The sequence below is a fragment of the Nitratireductor sp. ZSWI3 genome, assembly GCF_024655565.1.
GTDB lineage: Bacteria > Pseudomonadota > Alphaproteobacteria > Rhizobiales > Rhizobiaceae > Nitratireductor.
Window position 1 is genome coordinate 1 of record NZ_JANKOF010000039.1, and the last position, 17,222, is coordinate 17,222.

Here is a 17,222-nt window from a genome sequence, read left to right on the forward strand (position 1 = left end):
GCGCGCCGAGTGCTGCACCGCCGGCCGTGCCGATCGCCGCGCCGATCGTCGCGCCCAGGCCCGCGCCGCCGAGGGCACCGGTAACGGTTCCCACCACCGGGAAGATCGATCCGATCACACCGCCGGCGACGCCGCCTGCGATGGCGCCACCGGCCGTGCCCAGAGCCGCACCGATCGGGCTGCCCACCGCGAGGCCGAAACCGCCGCCGGTGACGATGCCACTGGCGGTGGCAGCCATGGACGAGCCGCTGCCACTGCCGCCGCCACCGAAGCTGAGCGGCGAATCCAAATCCTTACGAACAATGAAATTGTCGGTCATTATCATTCAGGTCCTCAAAAATGGGAACGTCGAAGTCCCCGATGGCGATTGCCGGCGCCAACGCACCGGCGGCTGCTTGGCAGGAAGCCCTGCCGACGCGTCCCCGTGAGCAAACCTTTCCGGGAACACGCCCTTCGCGCCGGCCGCTCTGCGGCGGACGCAAAAGACCTTAATGGTCTGATTCCCACAGACGGACGGACCCGTCCGTTGGTGAAAATCTGCTCGGATGCAGGCATGCGGCAGAGGCGTGCACCCGCCCCGTGAAATCCAAAGAAAATATACAATGATTCCATATTATTATTATAAATTCTATAGTTTAAATAAATATACACCAACAAAACTTGGAGTCAATATGAAAACCCACAGATATTTGATTGCGTTATAAGCTTATAATCGATATTTATTTCATAACTTTCTTTTAGGACCAACTTCCCGAAACGTCTTAACCTTCGGTCAACAAGGGCCGTCTGGTGGCGCCATCGAACCGCCGGGCAAGCTGAATTTGAACATTTGTCATTTTAAAATAACCAATGTAACGTGGCTGGAATTCTCGGTGAAACTTTTCCCGAGGCAAAACCTTTCAATGTCAGGCCGCCAGCTTTTCGGCAACGAAAGGCACCCTCGGGGCGGATGTCGCAGCGATAAGACGCGCGAGGCGAAATGAGCGGTTCCGTGTTCTTTCTGCATATGGCCGGTGCGGTGGCCCTGCTGCTGTGGGCGACGCGGATGGTGCGCACGGGCGTCGAGCGCGCCTATGGCAATGCCCTGCGCCAACGCCTGCGGCGGACGCTCGGCAATCCCGTGCTGGCGGCGCTGACCGGGCTGGCGCTGGCCGTCGCCCTGCAGAGCTCGACCGCCGTGACGCTGCTCGTCGGCTCCTTTGCCGGGCTCGGCATCGTCACCGGCCTGTCGGGCATTCTCGCCGTGCGCGGTGCCGAGGTGGGCTCGGCGCTGGTGGTGAAGATCCTGAGCTTCGACCTGACGCTGCTGATCCCGCTGTGCCTGCTGACCGGCACGACGATCTTTCTGGCGACGGAGCGCCGGCAGTGGCGCCAGCTCGGCCGCATCCTGGTCGGCGTCGGCCTCCTGATCCTGTCGCTGGAGATGATGGGCGAAGCTTCCGAGCCGCTGCGCCAGAGCACCATCGTGCCGCTCATCGTCGGCTATCTGTCGGGCGATCCCATCACCGCCTTCCTGCTTGCCGCGGCGGTGACCTACCTGTTCCATTCCAGCATCGCCGCCGTGCTTCTTCTGACGACGTTTGCAGCGCGCGGCATCGTCTCGCCGGAGCTCGGCATCGTTATGGTGCTCGGCATCAATCTCGGCAGCTCGTTCATCGCGCCCATGCTGACGCGCGGCGCGCCGCCGGCCTATCGCGTCGTGCCGCTCGGCAACCTGTTGATGCGCGGTCTGGGCTCGGTCCTGCTGCTCGCCGCCTTCGTCGTCTTCGATCCGACGCTGGAGCGGCTCGGCAGCGACCCCGCCGACCGCATCATCCACGCCCACATCGCCTTCAACCTGTTGATCCTGATCGCCGGGATACCGCTGTCGCGCCTCGTCCTGAAGGCGACGGAGGCGATCGTCGCGCTGCAGGCCACAGAGGCGAAGGACGGCGAACAGGAGTTGCCGGCCGTCCCCGAGACCAGCGCGCTCAACGACAATGCGCTCGACCACCCGCAGCAGGCGCTCGCCAATGTGACGCGCGAGGTGGTGCGCATGTGCGAGACGGTCGAATTCATGCTCGGCCGCATCCTGGAGCTCTACGAGAAGGCCGACCGCAAGTCGATCGAGGCGCTGGCCGCCCTCGACGACGAGGTCGACCGGCGGCATGCGGCGATCAAGCTCTATCTCGCCCGCATCACCATGCACCAGATGACCGACGAGGAGGCGCGCCGCTGCCAGGAACTGCTCGGCTTCTGCGTCAAGCTGGAACAGGTCGGCGACATCATCGTGCGCAACATGCTGGCGCATGTGGAGAAGAAGATGGAGCGCGGTGTCGAATTCACCGATGCCGGGTGGCGCGAGCTCTCGGCCTTCCACGCCTCGGTGCTGGCCAATGCGCGGCTCGCCTTCAACCTTCTGGTGACGCAGGATGCGCAGACGGCGCGCGAACTGGTGATGGAGAAGGACCGCCTGCGCGACGTGGAGAAGGAAACGAGCCGCCGGCATTTCGAGCGGCTGCGCCAGGGCACGGAGCAGAGCCTGGAGACCAGCTCCATCCATCTCGACACGATCCGCGACCTGAAGCAGATCAACTCCCTGCTCGCCGCCCTCGCCTACCCGGTTCTGGAAGAACGCGGGCTCCTCAGCGGATCGCGGTTGAAGGCGGTCTGAACCGCCTTCAACCCTTCGGCCGTGCGCCCCGCTGCCGGCGATCGGCCGGCAGCGGGTCAGATGTTCACGCCGGCTGGGCGTCGGGATCCACTCCGGTCCAGGCGGTGCGGTCGATGTCCAGATCCGGGAAATCGTTCGGATTGAGGACGGGGCGATCGACGCCCGCCTTCAGTTGCCGCCGGAAGTCGCGGAGGATGCGCAGGCAGGTGGGGAGCAGCATCATGATCGCGATCAGGTTGACCAGCGCGAGGAGCCCCATCAACGGATCGGAGAAGAAGAACACCGAGGTCGCACCGGGCGCCACCGCGCCGAGAAACACGATGCCCATGACGATCACCCGCAACGCGTTGCGCGCGGCGACGCTCTCGGTCAGCACCGTCAGCGCGTTCTCGCCGAGATAGTAGTTGTAGATGATCGAGCTGAAGGCGAACAGCAGCAGGATGAATGTCAGGAAGTACTGCGTCCATCCGCCCAGATGCGAGACCAGCGACTGCTGCGTCAGCACCACGCCGTCGATCGCCTCCGCGCCGGGCACGTAGACGTCGCCGAGCAGGATGATGAAGGCCGTGCAGCTGCAGATCAGGATCGTGTCGATGAACACGGAGAACGACTGGGTGATGCCCTGGCTGATGGGATGACGCACATCCGCCGTGGCGGCCACATTGGGCGCGGAACCCAACCCGGCTTCGTTGGAGAACAGGCCGCGGCGCAGCCCCTGCGCCAGGGCGGCTCCCATGCCCCCGCCGACCGCCTGCTCGAGCCCGAAGGCATTCAGGAAGATCGATGACAGGACGGCGGGAATGGAGGTGATGTTGATGAGAATGATGACGATCGCCATCAGCAGATAGGCGATGGCCATGACCGGCACGACGACGTCTGCCGCCTTGGCGATGCGGCGGATGCCGCCGAAGACGATGAAGCCGGCGATCACCGTCAGCAGCGCGCCGGTCCATAAGCGGTCGACGCCCAGGCTGTCTTGCGCGGCGCCGGCCACCGTGTTGCCCTGGAAGGCGTTGAAACCGATCGCGAAGGCGGCGATCAGGCAGACGGCATAGAGCATCGCCAGCCATTTGTAGTCCTCGCCGAGGCCGTGGATGATCGACCGCGCCGGCCCGCCGCGGAACGTGCCGTCGGGCTCGCGGCGCTTGTAGAGCTGGGCAAGCGAGCACTCGACGAGGCTGGTGGCCATGCCGACCAGGGCGATCGCCCACATCCAGAACACGGCGCCAGGACCGCCGAGCGTGATCGCCACCGCCACGCCGGCGATGTTTCCGCCGCCGACACGGCCGCCCACCGACACCAGGAGAGCGGCGCGCGCCGAAATCGCATTGGGATCGCCGCTCTGGTTCTTGGACGAGAGAACCCGGAACATGCGCTTGAAGAATTCGAACTGAACGAAGCCCGTCAGGGCGGTGATGAAGATGCCGAGGACGACAAGGATCGGAATGAGGGACCAGCCCCAGGTTAAGTCGCCGATGACACCGAATAAGCTTTCCAAGAACGCCATCTGTCCCTCCTACCTTCGCCCCGATGCCGCTGGCCGCAATCCGGGGAGGTCGTGTGAGTCGTTGTTAGCCAGCACATCGACCACCTTAAATATCAACGCAAGCTCGTAAAGCCCGAACGGGGCACAACCGTGCCGTATGCTTGACCCTATCCTATGGAGGAGGATAGGATTAAACGATGAGCGAGCACCGTCATTCATCCCATCCGGGCATCGTCAAGCGGCTGCGGCGGGCCGAGGGGCATCTGCGCAGCGTCGTTGCCATGATCGAGGCCGGGAAGCCCTGCCTCGATATCGCTCAGCAGTTGCATGCGGTGGAGAAGGCGGTGGCGCAGGCCAAGCGGACGCTCATCCACGATCACCTCGACCATTGCCTGGAGGAGACGGTCGGGCCGCTCTCCCGGCAGAAGCGCGAGACGGTGAGCGAGTTCAAGGAAATCGCGAAGTATCTGTGATGCTGGCCATCCTCGCCGACCGCACCTATCGCCACCTGTTTGCGGCCCAGATCATCGCGCTGGTCGGCACCGGCCTGGCGACGGTCGCGCTGGGTCTGCTCGCCTACGACCTGACGGGCGAGCGGGCCGGGGCCGTGCTCGGCACCGCCCTGGCGATCAAGATGGTCGCCTATGTGGGTGTGGCCCCGATTGCCTCCGCGTTTGCCGAGCGGGTCCGGCGGCGGGTGATGCTCGTCGCCCTCGATCTCGTCCGGGCGGGCGTCGCCGTGTTCCTGCCCTTCGTGACGGAGGTGTGGCAGGTCTATTGCCTGATCTTCGTGCTGCAGGCGGCATCGGCCGCCTTCACACCGGCCTTCCAGGCGACGATCCCCGACGTGCTGCCGGACGAGAAGGATTATACGCGGGCGCTGTCGCTCTCGCGCCTCGCCTATGATCTGGAGAGCGTCGTCAGCCCGATGCTGGCGGCGGCGCTGCTGACCCTCGTTTCCTTCCACAACCTGTTTGCCGGCACGGTCATCGGCTTCCTCGCTTCCGCCGCCCTGGTGCTGACGGTGGCGCTGCCGAGCCCGAAACCCTCCAGGCCCCGCGGCATCTACGATCGCATGACGCGCGGCATCCGCATCTATCTCGCCACGCCGCGCCTGCGCGGGCTGCTCGCCGTCAACCTCGCCGTCGCGGCGGCGGGGGCGATGGTCATCGTCAACACCGTCGTCTACGTGCAGGCCGCCTTCGCGCTCGGCGAAAGGGCGACGGCCATCGCGCTCATGTCTTTCGGCGGCGGCTCCATGGTCGCCGCGCTGATGCTGCCGGGGCTGCTCGAGAAGATCCCGGACAGAACAGCCGTGCTGACGGGCGCAGCGCTACTCGGCGCCGGCACGCTGGCGGCCGTGGCGCTCGATGCCTACTACGTGCTTTTGCCGCTGTGGTTTCTGCTCGGCCTCGGATACTCCCTGGCGCAGACACCGTCCGGGCGCCTCCTGCGCCGGTCCTCGAACCCCGAAGACCGCCCCGCCCTCTTTGCCGCCCAGTTCGCCCTGTCCCATGCATGCTGGCTGGTCACCTATCCGCTGGCCGGATGGGTGGGGGCGGCCTTCGGACTGCCGGCAGCGGCCATCATCCTGGCGCTGCTCGCCGCCGTCGCCATCGGCTTCGCGCTCCTCGTCTGGCCCGTCGAAGATCCCGAGATCATCGAGCACGCCCACGACGACCTGCCCGAGGACCACCCGCATCTCGGCGGCTCCCGCCGGCGCCACGCGCATGCCTTCGTCATAGACGATCTGCACACCGGCTGGCCGGAAAGGAAGTGACCGGCGCGGCCGCGCGACACAAATCCGCCTGGCGCGCATTGATCCATGTCAATTTTGGATGGATTCGATGAAATTATTCGTCTAGCATATATTTATGGAGACGCGGGACCTTCAGACTTTTCTGGCCGTTGCCGAGACCGGGAGCATCACCAAAGCGGCGGTGCTTCTGGAGCGCTCGCAGCCTTCGGTCACGCGGACCATCCAGGAGCTCGAGGCCAAGCTGGGCTTTTCGCTTCTGCAGCGTGCCGGGCGACGGGTGATGCTTTCCGACGAAGGCGTGGCTTTCGAGGAAGAGGCGCGCCGTGTGCTGAATTCCCTTTCCGGCCTGGCGGCGCGGGCCCGCGCCATCGCAGCGGGCAAGGGCCGCACGCTGCACGTGGCCGCGACCTCGGCGATCGCCACCGGACTCATTCCCGCCGCACTGGCCGAGTTTGCCGCCGAAAAGCTGCCGGCCGAGATCCAGATCGCGCAATATCTGCCGAACATGGTCGCGCAGGAGGTGGGGTCCGGCGGCGCGGAGATCGGCTTTTCCAGCATGCCGCTCGACGTGCCGGGGCTGGACGTGGTGCGGCTCTACCGGGCCAATGACGTGGCCGCCCTGCCCGAGGGCGACCCGCTCGCCGAGCACGACGTCGTGCCGCTTTCGGCCTTTGCCGGACGGCGGTTCGTGACCATGCTCGACCCGGGCCGCTTCCAGCGCCAGGTCTCGCAGATCATGGAAGCAAAGGGCGTTCGCCCCGGTCCCCTGATCCGCACCAACGTGTCCTATTCCGCGCTGCGCCTCGTCCAAAAGACCGGTGTCGTGTCGATCATCGATCCCGTCAGCGCCTATGGGGTCACCCTGCCGGGCGTGGTGATCCGGCCGATCGATGTCGCCGTGCCCTTCTATTGGGGCGCCGTCGCCACCGCCGCGCGGCCGCTGCGGCCCCTCGCCGCGCAACTGATCGAGGAAGTGGAGAAGGAGGCGCTGCGCCTCATTCCCGATCTCGAGATACTCGACCCCGCCCGCAACGTTCAGGCGAGGGACCGGCAGGCATCCGCGGCGGCGCGGAGCCCGTCGAGCAACCAGGCGCATCATCGAGGATCAGCATGACCTGTCAGTTCCGCCCCGCCCCCGGCGCCGCGCAAGGCCTGGATGCCCTGGCCGCCCGCATCCGTTTCGACCTCGAATGCCTCAACCTGCCGCCGGCCAACTGGGTGCCGGAGCGGCGCAGCGCGTCGGGCGAAAAGATACACGACGTCGTGATCATCGGCGGCGGCATGTGCGGCCTGGTGGCGGCCTTCGCGCTGAGGACCGGCGGAATACACAATATGCGCATCTTCGACCGCAGCCCTAAGGGGCGTGAGGGTCCGTGGCTCACCTATGCCAGGATGGAGACGCTGCGGTCGCCCAAGACGCTGCCGGGCCCCGCCTACGGCATGGGGCCCCTCACCTTCCGCGCCTGGTATGAGGCGCAGCACGGGCCGGAGGCCTGGGAAGCGCTCGACAAGATCCCCCGCCCGATGTGGATGGACTACCTCGTCTGGTACCGCAAGGTGCTCGGCCTGCCGGTGGAGAACGAGGTCGAGGTCAGGAGCGTCACCCCGGAGGGCGGTTGCCTGCGGCTCGAACTGGGCGGCGCCGGCGCGAAGGAAAGCTCGGTGCTGACGCGCAAATTCGTCATGGCGACGGGGCGCGACGGGACGGGTCATCCGAACATTCCGGATTTCGCCGCAGGCCTGCCCAAGCACCTGTGGGCGCACTCCTCCGAGGACATCGACTTTTCCACCCTCAAGGGCAAGCGCGTCGTCGTCGTCGGTGTCGGCGCCTCGGCGGTCGACAATTCGGCGGAGGCGCTCGAGGCCGGCGCAAAGGAAGTGCGCCATCTGATCCGCCGCCGGCAGATGCCGACCATCAACAAGATGATGGGCATCGGCTCCTTCGGCTTCACCGCCGGCTATGCCGAGCTGCCGGACGAGTGGCGCTGGCGCTTCATGCAATATTCCTTCGCCACGCAGACCCCTTCGCCGCGCGGCTCGACCCTGCGGGTCAGCCGGCACGAGAATGCCTTCTTCCATTTCGGCGAGGGAATCGCACGGCTGCGTCACGAGGGCGACGAGGTGGTCGTCGAAACCACCACCGGAAAGACGCTGCACTCGGACTTTCTCATCCTCGGCACCGGCTTCACCGTCGATCCCCTGGCGCGCGCCGAGCTCGGCAGTGCGGCGGGCGAGATCCTCCTGTGGGGCGACCGCTATACGCCGCCCGAGGGAGAAGAGAGCCCGGAACTGGCGAACTTTCCCTATCTCAACGCCGATTTCTCGTTTCGCGAGCGCCGCCCCGGCCGGGCGCCGTGGCTCGCCGACATCTACTGCTTCAACTACGGCGCCTCGGCCAGCCTCGGCAAGGTCTCCGGAGACATCCCGGGGATCAGCGAAGGCGCCCGATGGCTCGCCTACGCGCTTGCGGCCAAGCTCTACCGGGAGGATGTCGAGCGCCATTGGCAGGGGATGCTCGACTACGACAAGCCGGAACTGCTCGGTGACGAGTGGACGGAAACCGAACTCGAGGACAGCGCGGGCGCGGCTGTTGCCGAGCGGGCCTATCAGATCGGGAGCTGAACAAGGGCATGAGTGAACTTTCGCCGAACGACGTCGTGATAACGCAGGCAGATGCGGCAGGCAGCGGCCCGGTCCGCGATGCGCTGGAAGGCCGCGTCGACATCATGGCCATGACGCAGGCAACCCACGATGCCGCCCTCAGGCCGGCTGACCCCGGCGGGCTCTCGCACGGCGAACGGGCCGCGCTCGCCGCCCGCATCGCGCGTCTCAACGCCGATGAGGGCCTCGCCGCGCACTACGCGGCGCTGCTCGAGGAAGCGGGCGCCGACGAAGCGGTTTCGGCGATGGCCGATCCTGCCCACAAGGGCGGCGGCGATGCCCGGCGCGCCGCGCTGATCGCCTACACGGACCTGGTGTCGGTGCACCCGCGCGACACGGCCGCGGCCGACATCGAGGCGCTGAAGAGCGCCGGTATCTCGGACGCGGACATCGTGCGCCTCTCCGAGCTCAACGCATTCCTGGCCTACCAGATCCGCGTGATCGCCGGCCTCAAGCTTATGAAGGCGACGGCATGAGCACCATCATCCACGAATTCACCACTAAGATCCCCCATTGGCGCCCGCGCGTCCAGCCGATCAAGCTCGACGAGGCGACGCCCGAGCAGCTCGACGCCCTCAAGGTGACGCCGTCCAACACCAAGGTTTCCGACTACGTCCTGGTGCTCGCCAACGATGTCGAGACGCTCAAGGTGCGCACGCCGCTCTTCAACGCGATCATGTACAATCGCGGCGGCATGGGACGGGCCGAACGCGAGCTGAGCGCGGTCGGCGCCTCGGTTGTCAATCATTGCATCTATTGCACGGCGGTCCATGCGAGCCGCTACAACCAGCTCGCCAAGGACGAAGAGGTCATGCGCCGCATATTCGCCGATGGCGAGGATGCGGAACTCGACGAGCGCAAGAAGGCGATCTTCACCTTCGCAGCGAAGCTCTCCAAGGCGCCGAGCGAGGCGACCGAGGAGGACATGCGGGCATTGCGTGCGGCAGGTCTGAAGGACGACGAGTTGCTCGACCTCATTCTCTCGGCCGCGTTGTTCGGCTGGGCCAACCGTTTGATGCACACGCTGGGCGACCCGGTGGTCGAGGATTGATGAACGAGGTTCGGAGTAAGGCGTTTTGCGTAAGGGGGACAGCATGCGTGTTGGCATAGTCGGGGCAGGAGCCATCGCCTTCGGGGTTGCGGCGTTTCTCGAGCAATCGGGCCACCGGCCGGTCCTGTGGTCGCCCTCCGGCGCCCGCACCGGGAGGCTGGCCGCCGGCGAACCGCTCGTTGCGAGCGGCGCCGTCGAAGGCTCCTTCCATCCCGGCGTCGCACGATCGGCCGAGGAACTGGTCGCCGGTGCCGACGTGGTTCTCCTCGCCCTGCCCGGCTACGGGCACAAGCATGCCTTTGATGCGATCGCCCCGCATATCCGCCCCGGCCAGGCGGTGATCATCTCCTCGCACGCCTCGTTCGGCGCGCTCTATCTTTCGCGCCTGCTGGCCGCGCGCGGCATCACCATACCCATCGTCGCCTGGGGGACGACGGCCGTCACCGGCCGCCAGCCGAGCCTTACGGAGGTCAACGTCAACACGGTGCGCAGCAAGATCGACCTGTGCACCGTGCCGGAGCGGCTTTCCGACGAGGGCCTCGCGCTCTGCCAGAGCCTGTTCGGCGACCGCTTCGTCCAGCGCGACGGGCTGCTCGCCATCGCGCTCAGCAATCTCAACCCGCAAAACCACATGGGCATCGCGCTCTGCAACATGACCCGCATGGAGCATGGCGAAAGCTGGAGCCAGGGCTTCAACGTGACGCCCAATGTGGGACGGCTGCTCGAAGCGCTCGACCGCGAGCGGCTCGCCATCGCCGAGGCGCTCGGCCTGTCCGTGCGCACCATTTTCGAGCACTTCCACCTCTCCTTCCACGTGCCGCAGGATACGGTGTCGAACATGAACCTGGCGATGCACGAGGAAGGCCGCGGCGGCACGGGGCCGGCCACGGCCGACAGCCGCTATGTCACCGAGGACGTCCCCTATGGCCTGCTGATGACGGTCAGGCTCGGCGAGCTGACGGGCCGTGAGGCGAAGCTGCACCGGGCCGGCGTCGAGACGTTTTCGGCGATGTATGGGCGCGACTTCTTCGCCGAAAACGAGCTTCTGGACGCGCTGGCGATCGACGGCATGACGCTCGAGGAGCTCAAAACCCTGTCGCGCGAGGGCTATCGCGCCGAAAAACTGCCGGCCTGACCGCCGGAACGCCTGACGAAAGGGCCGCAAAGATCCCTGCCGAACGAAATGCATGACATGATGAACGTACCGGAACCGAAAGAGGGATAACCGCCATGAGCAAACTCATCATCAATCGCAGACATCTCCTCAAGACGGGCGCAGCCGGTGCCGGCCTGCTTGCCGCCCCCGCATATCTGCGCTCGACCGCCGCCCGTGCCGCGGGCGTCGTCAACGTGTGGACCTATGCCAACTTCATCCCCGACGACTTCAAGGCCGAATTCGAGAAGGACACAGGCATCCAGATCCAGATCCGGCTGGTCGACGACCAGGGCAAGCAGTTCAACCTGCTCGCCGCGGAAGCACCCAACCCGTCCACCGACATCGTCACCGTGGCCGGCCACCGCTTCCTGCAGTTCATCTCCTCGGACCTTCTGGCACCGCTCGACACCGACCGCCTGAAGAACTGGGGCAACATCAACCCGGTCTATTCCGAGAGCGACTGGGCGACGATCGACGGCAACAAATGGGGTGCGCCGATCCTGTCGGGCGCGGAGATCCTCGCCTACAACACCGAGGTCGTCGGCGAGGACGAGGTGAAGAGCTGGGACGTGCTCTTCTCCGACAAATACTCCGGCCAGACCGCCTACACGATCCAGGACATGATGTCCGTCGTCATGCTGTACAAGGGCTATGACGGAAACATGGTCGCCTATATGGACGATCCGGCAAAGGCAGCCGCGGTCGTCAAGGAAGCGCGCGACTTCCTGATCGAGAAGAAGCCGCTGGTGCGCAAATACTACGACGCCGGCGCCGAGGTCCAGCAGATGTTCATCAACCAGGACATCGTGCTCGCCCATGCCTGGAACGGGCCGATCGCCAAGCTGATCACCGACGGCTTCCCGGTCGACATGACCATTCCGAAGGAAGGCACATACGGCTTCGTCTACACGCTGAACGTCACCAACAACGCCCCCAATGCCGACAACGCCTACACCTTGCTCGACGCGCTCCTGGCGAATCCGCAGGTGGGCGCGAAGATGACCCAGTCGTCCGGCTTCATCTCCACCTACAAGGGCGCCGACCAGTATCTGTCCGACATCGAGAAGAAGGCCTCCTCCTTCACCGAGGAGGAACTGGCGGGGCTGCAGTTCTTCCGGGCCGAGGCCAATGAGATGAAGTACAAGCTCGTCGATCCCGCGGTCGAGGAAATCAAGGCCGCCTGACGGCGAAACGACGGCGAACCGGACGGGCGGGGATCCTCCCCGGCCGTCCGGCCTATCGAGACAGGACAGGCGATCCCCCATGGCCCATGCGGACTCCGAAACTGCAAACCTGGCGAAGGCGGCCGCCCCGGGCGGCAGGCCGACCTTCTGGGGCGCGCTGCTGCAGAACGGCGCCTACCAGGCGATATCCGGCACGCTGTTCAAGACGCCGCGCCGGCAATTCGTGCTCCTGGCGAGCCTGCCGCTGTTCTGGGTCTTCTTTGCCAATCTCGGCCCCATCATCGAGATGTTCTGGATCGGCTTTCTCGATTCCTACCCGCCGAAGGTCGGCTATCAGCCGCAGTTCACGCTCGCCAACTGGGCGGCCTTTTTCCAGGACCGGGTGTTCATCATCCCGTTCTTCCGGACCCTGGCCTACTCCTTCACATTCACCACGATCACGCTGTTGATCACCTATCCGGTCGCCTATTTCCTGGCCAAGCACGTGAAGCGCGGACACCAGCTCCTGTTCCTGCTTCTGCTGCTGATCCCGTTCTGGGTGGGCGAGATCGTGCGCACCTATGCGATCATGATCCTGCTCGGCAACAACGGCGCGGTGAACCTGGCGCTCAAATCGCTCGGCCTGATCGAGCGCCCCATCCCGTTCATGTACACCGGGTTCTCGCTGGGCGTCGGCATCATCTACCTGACGGCGCTCTACATGCTGCTGCCGCTATATTCGGCGCTGGAGAAGATCCCCGACAACTATCTCGAGGCCGCCGCCGATCTGGGCGCCGGCGCGTGGACGCGCTTCCGCCGCGTCACGCTGCCTTTGTCGAGGGAGGGCATCGCCTCGGGCTGCACGCTCGTCTTCCTGATCTCGACCGGCTACTACGCCACGCCGGTGTTGCTCGGCGGGCCGCGCTCGACGGTCTTTGCCGAAACCATCGCCGGCTTCTTCCACGTCGCCGGCGATCAGTGGCCCATGGGCGCAGCCTTCTCCTCCATCATGCTGATCGCCACGCTGGCTCTGACGGGACTCTTCCTCAAGCTGATGGGCCGTGACGGGAAAGGAATGATGCGATGACCCGCCACACGCGCATCCTGATGTCGATCATCTACTGGGCCTTCGTCGCCTACCTCTTCGTGCCGCTGGCGCTGATGGTGACGATGGGCTTCAAGGATTCCAAGTTCATCGGCTTTCCGATCCGCTCCTGGACCTTCGACTGGTACATCGCCGTCGCGCAGGACACGCAGGTGCTTGCCGTGTTCGGCTACTCGATGGCGATCGCCATCTCGACCACGGTGCTGTCGCTGATCATCGGCACGTGGATGGCGGCCTTTCTCGGGCCCAACACCTTCCGCGGCAAGGCGATCATCTTCGCGCTGGCCTGCCTGCCCGCCGTCATTCCCGGCATCATCTCGGCCATCGCGCTGCGCATCTTCGCCAGGCTGATCGACATCGAGCCCGGCATGATGGCCATCATCCTCGGCCACACGGTGCACAACGTGCCCTTCGTGGCGCTGGTGGTGATGGCGCGGCTGTCGACCCAGCCGAAGAGCCACATCGAGGCGGCGCGCGACCTCGGCGCCGACAGCATCGTCGCCTTCTTCCGCGTGACGCTGCCCTATCTGAAGCCGGCGCTGATCGGCGCCGGCATCTTCTGCATGCTGCTCTCCTTCGACGATTTCGTGCGCGCCTTCTTCCTCGGCGGCTACCAGCCGACCCTGCCGGTGCTGATCTTCGCCAAGCTGCGCTCGGGCATGTCGCCGGAGATCAACGCCATCTCGACCATCGTCCTCATCATGACCGCGATCCTCGGCCTGTGGGCCGAGCGTTCCATGCGGCGCTTGAACAAAGGCTCCTGACCATGACCGGCGAAAAGGACACCATCGTCCACATCGACAACGTCACCAAACGCTTCGGCAGCGTCGTCGCCGTCGACCGGCTGGACATGAAGATCGTGGCCGGCGAGTTCGTCACCTTCCTCGGCCCGTCCGGCTGCGGCAAATCGACGACGCTGCGCATGCTCGGCGGCTTCGAGACCCCCGACGAAGGCCGCATCGTCCTCGACGGCGCCGACGTGACCCGCCAGCCGCCCAACCGGCGCGACGTCAACATGGTGTTCCAGGATTATGCGCTGTTCCCGCACATGACGGTCGGCCAGAACGTCGCCTTCGGGCTGGAGCTGAAAGGCAAGTCGCGCGCCGAGATCGACCGCCGCACCGGCGAATTGCTTGAGTTCCTGCAGCTTTCCGGCTTCCGCAACCGCACGCCGGAGCAGCTTTCCGGCGGCCAGCGGCAGCGCGTGGCGCTGGCCCGGGCGCTGGCCCCCGATCCCAAGCTGCTCCTGCTCGACGAGCCGCTCGGCGCGCTCGACGCCAAGTTGCGCGGCCAGGTGCAGATCGAGCTCAAGGACATCCAGAAGCGCACCGGCAAGACGTTCTTCTTCGTCACCCACGACCAGGAAGAGGCGCTGACCATGTCGGATCGCATCGTCGTCATGAACGCCGGCAGGGTGGAACAGGCCGGCACGCCGGAGGACCTCTATTTCCGTCCGGAGAGCCGTTTCGTGGCCGAGTTCATCGGCGAGACCAACCTCATCGAAGGCACGGTGCGCGGCATCGACAGGGACGCGATCGTCATCGACTGGAACGGCATGGCCGTGCGCGGCGCGGCGCATGGCCGCCAGCCGGCCGCGGGCGAGGCCGTGACCGCCTCGCTGCGGCTCGAGAACGTCACCTGCCATCCGAAGAAGCCTACCAGGGAAGACGCCATAGAGGGACGCGTCGTCAACAAGCTGTTCAAGGGCAGCCGCACCTCCCTCGATATCCGCATCGGCGAGGGCCGGGACACGCTCATCCGCGCCTATATGGACGCGGGCAACGCCGCCAGCATCGACGACGATCAGCTGTGGATCAGCTGGGAGGCCGACCGGCTGGCGGTGCTGCGGGACTGAGCGTGTAATCGGCCGCGATGCTGCCCGTCATCACCCGTCTTCCGTTCGGCAGATCGTTGCCCTCGATCTTGGCGCGGCGTTCCCCGAGAGGCAGATCGCGCCAGCGCTTTTCCAGCCTTTGCCGCAGCACCGCTTCCGGTTCATCGATCATGACGGTCATGTCGTAGCAGCCGTGAAGATCGCGCCAGCGATCCTCGTCGAGCAACAGATAGTTGCCCTCGGCGATCACGAAGCGCACCGACCGCGGGATCATCCTGGCGCCCGCCCTGGCGATCTCGATGGCGCGGTCGAACACCGGCACTGCGATCTCCGGCTCCTCATTGGCCTTGAGCCGCCGCAGCATATGGCCGAAGCCGGCGACGTCGAAGGTCTCCGGCGCGCCCTTCCTGGCGCGCAGGCCGCGCGGGACGAGCACCAGATCGTCATAGTGATACCCATCCATGGGCAAGACGGCGGCACTGTCCGGCGCCGCCTCGTTGAGCGCTTCCGCAAGACGGCTGGCGAGCGTCGACTTGCCCGAGCCCGGCGCCCCGGCCACGGCGACGACCGCACGCTGCCCGGGACCCGCAAGCGCTCCGATGGCCGCAGTCAGGGCTTCGATCGTGTCCCTCTCGCCGCTCATGGCCGCTCCATGTCCAGGCCCGCCCGCCGCGCCGCCTCGGTGAGATAGGGAACGCCCTTGTCGACGACGTCGTCCGGGTTCTCGGCGACCGGCCGCCACACGGCAAGACCCCCGGCAAGCTCCGGCGCCACGTGGACGAAGCTTTCGAGCGTCATGATCCCACCATATCCGAGCGCCTTCAGGCTGGCGAAGACATCGTCCCAGTCGATCGTCCCCGCGCCCGGCACGCCCCTGTTGCTTTCCGACAGGTGGACATAGCCGAGATGCCGGCCGGCATCGCGGAAGCCGTTGCCCAGCCCCTTCTCCTCGATGTTCATGTGATAGGTGTCGAGGTGGATGAACAGGTTGTCGGCGCCGATCCGCTCGATGAGGTCGGCCGTCTGCCGGGCTGTGTTGAGGAGATGGGTCTCGTAGCGGTTGCAGGGCTCGAGCCCGAGCCGCATGCCGAGCGACCGGGCCGTGCCCGCCACATGGCCGATCAGCCGGCAGATCGCGTCATACTCCCTCGCCTGCGGCGGGCGGCCGGAAACCCGGCCGATCGTCCCGTAGGTCACGCCGCCCAGCATGTCTGCCCCGCTGGCACGGGCGGCCCTCACCACGGCGTCGAGAAAATCCATCGCCTCCTCGGTGCGCTCCGTCACGTCGATCGTGCCGGGAAGGCCAAGCGAGCAGATCGGCGTCAGGCCGTGCTTCTCGAACACAGCCTTCGTGCCCGCGCTGTCGAACGTCGCGGGATCGAGAAGCGGCACTTCGAACGCGCTGATGCCGAGCGCCTTGAGTTTGGGGAAATAGCCTTCCGCCTCCTGCGGATTCCACAGAGGCGTGATGGCGAGCGAATGCAGTCCGAGACGTGTCATCTTTCTTCCTTCACTGCAGCCCGTGCGTCCATCCGGACGCACAAGGACGCTGCAAACCATTGAATCTACGCATCGGCCCGAAAATCCGTTTTCGGGCCGATGCCGTGGCTTCAGCCGTGGGCGCCGACGATGTAGGAGACGACTTCGTTCATGTTGGTCTCCTTCTTGTTCAGATCGGCGATCACGCTGCCCTGCCGCAGGACCACGATCCGGCCGCAGGCCTCGAAGACGTCGTTGAGGCGGTGGCTGATGAGGATCACGGCAATGCCCTCGCTGCGCATCTGTTCGATGAGATCGAGCACGCTCTGCACCTCGCGCACGGCGAGCGCCGCCGTCGGCTCGTCCATGATGACGAGCTTGGGCTGGAAGGTCAGGGCCCGGGCGATGGCGATCGTCTGCTGCTGACCGCCGGACAGCATACCGACCGGCAGGTGGATCGACGGGATCCGCACACCCAGGCGGTCGATCATCTTCTGCGCTTCGGAATCGATCCTGGCCTTGTCGACGAAGGACGGCAGGATGCCCCACAGGCGCTTCGTCGGCTCACGGCCGAGGAAGATGTTGTTGGCGACGTCCTGCTGACCGGCAAGGGCGAGATCCTGGTAGATCATCTCGATGCCGCGTGCCCGCCGCTCTCCCGGATTGAGATGGGTGACGTCCTCGTCGTCGAAGCGCACCATGCCGTCATCGACCGGATAGACCCCGGTAATGGTCTTCATCAGCGTCGACTTGCCGGCGCCGTTGTCGCCGACGAGGCCGATCACCTCGCCCGCCGCGACCTCCAGATTGACGCCGCGCAAAACCTTCACCGCGCCGAAGGATTTGTGCAGATCGGTCAGCTTCAGAAGCGACAT

General features: G+C 65.7%; 17 protein-coding genes. 12 read left to right on the forward strand and 5 right to left on the reverse strand.

Annotated elements, in window-relative coordinates; all coding sequences use genetic code 11:
• Positions 1–319: hypothetical protein (locus NUU27_RS13425; RefSeq protein ID WP_257762661.1), on the reverse strand; the 319-nt coding region annotated here is incomplete at its 3' end.
• 660 nt (positions 320–979) lie between these two features.
• Between NUU27_RS13425 and NUU27_RS13430 the strand changes: the two genes are divergently transcribed.
• On the forward strand, positions 980–2,653 hold the full coding sequence (locus NUU27_RS13430) for a Na/Pi cotransporter family protein (protein ID WP_257762623.1): 1,674 nt from the start codon (positions 980–982) through the stop codon (positions 2,651–2,653).
• Positions 2,654–2,717: 64 nt separating this feature from the next.
• Here NUU27_RS13430 and NUU27_RS13435 read toward each other — a convergent pair whose 3' ends face one another.
• Complete coding sequence (locus tag NUU27_RS13435; RefSeq protein WP_257762624.1) at positions 2,718–4,160, reverse strand: sodium:alanine symporter family protein; 1,443 nt, start codon at positions 4,158–4,160, stop codon at positions 2,718–2,720.
• 176 nt (positions 4,161–4,336) lie between these two features.
• Between NUU27_RS13435 and NUU27_RS13440 the strand changes: the two genes are divergently transcribed.
• From NUU27_RS13440 to NUU27_RS13490, 11 genes are all read left to right on the forward strand, one after another.
• Positions 4,337–4,612, forward strand: a complete 276-nt coding sequence (locus NUU27_RS13440) for a metal-sensing transcriptional repressor (RefSeq protein WP_257762625.1) — start codon at positions 4,337–4,339, stop codon at positions 4,610–4,612.
• Positions 4,612–5,919 carry an MFS transporter gene (locus tag NUU27_RS13445; RefSeq protein WP_257762626.1) on the forward strand — a complete coding sequence of 436 codons (1,308 nt, stop codon included), beginning with the start codon at positions 4,612–4,614 and terminating at the stop codon, positions 5,917–5,919. Before NUU27_RS13440 ends, NUU27_RS13445 begins: the two co-directional genes overlap by 1 nt.
• Positions 5,920–6,013: 94 nt before the next feature.
• Positions 6,014–7,012 (forward strand): LysR family transcriptional regulator, encoded by a 999-nt coding sequence (locus NUU27_RS13450; protein ID WP_257762627.1) that lies wholly within the window; start codon positions 6,014–6,016, stop codon positions 7,010–7,012.
• Positions 7,009–8,520 carry an NAD(P)/FAD-dependent oxidoreductase gene (locus NUU27_RS13455; protein WP_257762628.1) on the forward strand — a complete coding sequence of 504 codons (1,512 nt, stop codon included), beginning with the start codon at positions 7,009–7,011 and terminating at the stop codon, positions 8,518–8,520. Before NUU27_RS13450 ends, NUU27_RS13455 begins: the two co-directional genes overlap by 4 nt.
• A gap of 8 nt (positions 8,521–8,528) precedes the next feature.
• On the forward strand, positions 8,529–9,035 hold the full coding sequence (locus tag NUU27_RS13460; RefSeq protein WP_257762629.1) for a CMD domain-containing protein: 507 nt from the start codon (positions 8,529–8,531) through the stop codon (positions 9,033–9,035).
• Positions 9,032–9,610 (forward strand): peroxidase-related enzyme, encoded by a 579-nt coding sequence (locus NUU27_RS13465; protein ID WP_257762630.1) that lies wholly within the window; start codon positions 9,032–9,034, stop codon positions 9,608–9,610. The genes NUU27_RS13460 and NUU27_RS13465 overlap by 4 nt, the downstream gene beginning before the upstream one ends.
• A 43-nt stretch (positions 9,611–9,653) precedes the next feature.
• Positions 9,654–10,745, forward strand: coding sequence for an NAD/NADP octopine/nopaline dehydrogenase family protein (locus tag NUU27_RS13470; RefSeq protein ID WP_257762631.1), 1,092 nt, complete (start codon positions 9,654–9,656; stop codon positions 10,743–10,745).
• A 95-nt stretch (positions 10,746–10,840) separates the two neighbouring features.
• Positions 10,841–11,950: a PotD/PotF family extracellular solute-binding protein gene (locus NUU27_RS13475; protein WP_257762632.1), complete on the forward strand. Its 1,110-nt coding sequence runs from the start codon at positions 10,841–10,843 to the stop codon at positions 11,948–11,950.
• Positions 11,951–12,029: 79 nt separating this feature from the next.
• Positions 12,030–13,016, forward strand: coding sequence for an ABC transporter permease (locus tag NUU27_RS13480; RefSeq protein ID WP_257762633.1), 987 nt, complete (start codon positions 12,030–12,032; stop codon positions 13,014–13,016).
• Positions 13,013–13,798 carry an ABC transporter permease gene (locus NUU27_RS13485; protein WP_257762634.1) on the forward strand — a complete coding sequence of 262 codons (786 nt, stop codon included), beginning with the start codon at positions 13,013–13,015 and terminating at the stop codon, positions 13,796–13,798. Before NUU27_RS13480 ends, NUU27_RS13485 begins: the two co-directional genes overlap by 4 nt.
• Before the next feature lie 2 nt (positions 13,799–13,800).
• Positions 13,801–14,889 carry an ABC transporter ATP-binding protein gene (locus NUU27_RS13490; RefSeq protein ID WP_257762635.1) on the forward strand — a complete coding sequence of 363 codons (1,089 nt, stop codon included), beginning with the start codon at positions 13,801–13,803 and terminating at the stop codon, positions 14,887–14,889.
• Here NUU27_RS13490 and NUU27_RS13495 read toward each other — a convergent pair.
• From NUU27_RS13495 to NUU27_RS13505, 3 genes are all read right to left on the reverse strand, one after another.
• Positions 14,849–15,511 (reverse strand): nucleoside/nucleotide kinase family protein, encoded by a 663-nt coding sequence (locus NUU27_RS13495; protein ID WP_257762636.1) that lies wholly within the window; start codon positions 15,509–15,511, stop codon positions 14,849–14,851. The genes NUU27_RS13490 and NUU27_RS13495 overlap by 41 nt on opposite strands.
• The gene (locus NUU27_RS13500; RefSeq protein ID WP_257762637.1) at positions 15,508–16,368 is read right to left on the reverse strand and encodes a sugar phosphate isomerase/epimerase; all 861 of its coding nucleotides are present in this window, start codon (positions 16,366–16,368) and stop codon (positions 15,508–15,510) included. The genes NUU27_RS13495 and NUU27_RS13500 overlap by 4 nt, the downstream gene beginning before the upstream one ends.
• A gap of 110 nt (positions 16,369–16,478) precedes the next feature.
• Positions 16,479–17,222 (reverse strand): ATP-binding cassette domain-containing protein, encoded by a 744-nt coding sequence (locus tag NUU27_RS13505; protein WP_257762638.1) that lies wholly within the window; start codon positions 17,220–17,222, stop codon positions 16,479–16,481.

Bases quoted from the DNA above. Each gene is read 5' to 3' on its own strand.
- NUU27_RS13430 (WP_257762623.1), top strand. From the start codon at position 980: ATGAGCGGTTCCGTGTTCTTTCTGCATATGGCCGGTGCGGTGGCCCTG.
- NUU27_RS13435 (WP_257762624.1), bottom strand. From the start codon at position 4,160: ATGGCGTTCTTGGAAAGCTTATTCGGTGTCATCGGCGACTTAACCTGG.
- NUU27_RS13440 (WP_257762625.1), top strand. From the start codon at position 4,337: ATGAGCGAGCACCGTCATTCATCCCATCCGGGCATCGTCAAGCGGCTG.
- NUU27_RS13445 (WP_257762626.1), top strand. From the start codon at position 4,612: ATGCTGGCCATCCTCGCCGACCGCACCTATCGCCACCTGTTTGCGGCC.
- NUU27_RS13450 (WP_257762627.1), top strand. From the start codon at position 6,014: ATGGAGACGCGGGACCTTCAGACTTTTCTGGCCGTTGCCGAGACCGGG.
- NUU27_RS13455 (WP_257762628.1), top strand. From the start codon at position 7,009: ATGACCTGTCAGTTCCGCCCCGCCCCCGGCGCCGCGCAAGGCCTGGAT.
- NUU27_RS13460 (WP_257762629.1), top strand. From the start codon at position 8,529: ATGAGTGAACTTTCGCCGAACGACGTCGTGATAACGCAGGCAGATGCG.
- NUU27_RS13465 (WP_257762630.1), top strand. From the start codon at position 9,032: ATGAGCACCATCATCCACGAATTCACCACTAAGATCCCCCATTGGCGC.
- NUU27_RS13470 (WP_257762631.1), top strand. From the start codon at position 9,654: ATGCGTGTTGGCATAGTCGGGGCAGGAGCCATCGCCTTCGGGGTTGCG.
- NUU27_RS13475 (WP_257762632.1), top strand. From the start codon at position 10,841: ATGAGCAAACTCATCATCAATCGCAGACATCTCCTCAAGACGGGCGCA.
- NUU27_RS13480 (WP_257762633.1), top strand. From the start codon at position 12,030: ATGGCCCATGCGGACTCCGAAACTGCAAACCTGGCGAAGGCGGCCGCC.
- NUU27_RS13485 (WP_257762634.1), top strand. From the start codon at position 13,013: ATGACCCGCCACACGCGCATCCTGATGTCGATCATCTACTGGGCCTTC.
- NUU27_RS13490 (WP_257762635.1), top strand. From the start codon at position 13,801: ATGACCGGCGAAAAGGACACCATCGTCCACATCGACAACGTCACCAAA.
- NUU27_RS13495 (WP_257762636.1), bottom strand. From the start codon at position 15,511: ATGAGCGGCGAGAGGGACACGATCGAAGCCCTGACTGCGGCCATCGGA.
- NUU27_RS13500 (WP_257762637.1), bottom strand. From the start codon at position 16,368: ATGACACGTCTCGGACTGCATTCGCTCGCCATCACGCCTCTGTGGAAT.
- NUU27_RS13505 (WP_257762638.1), bottom strand. From the start codon at position 17,222: ATGTCGCTTCTGAAGCTGACCGATCTGCACAAATCCTTCGGCGCGGTG.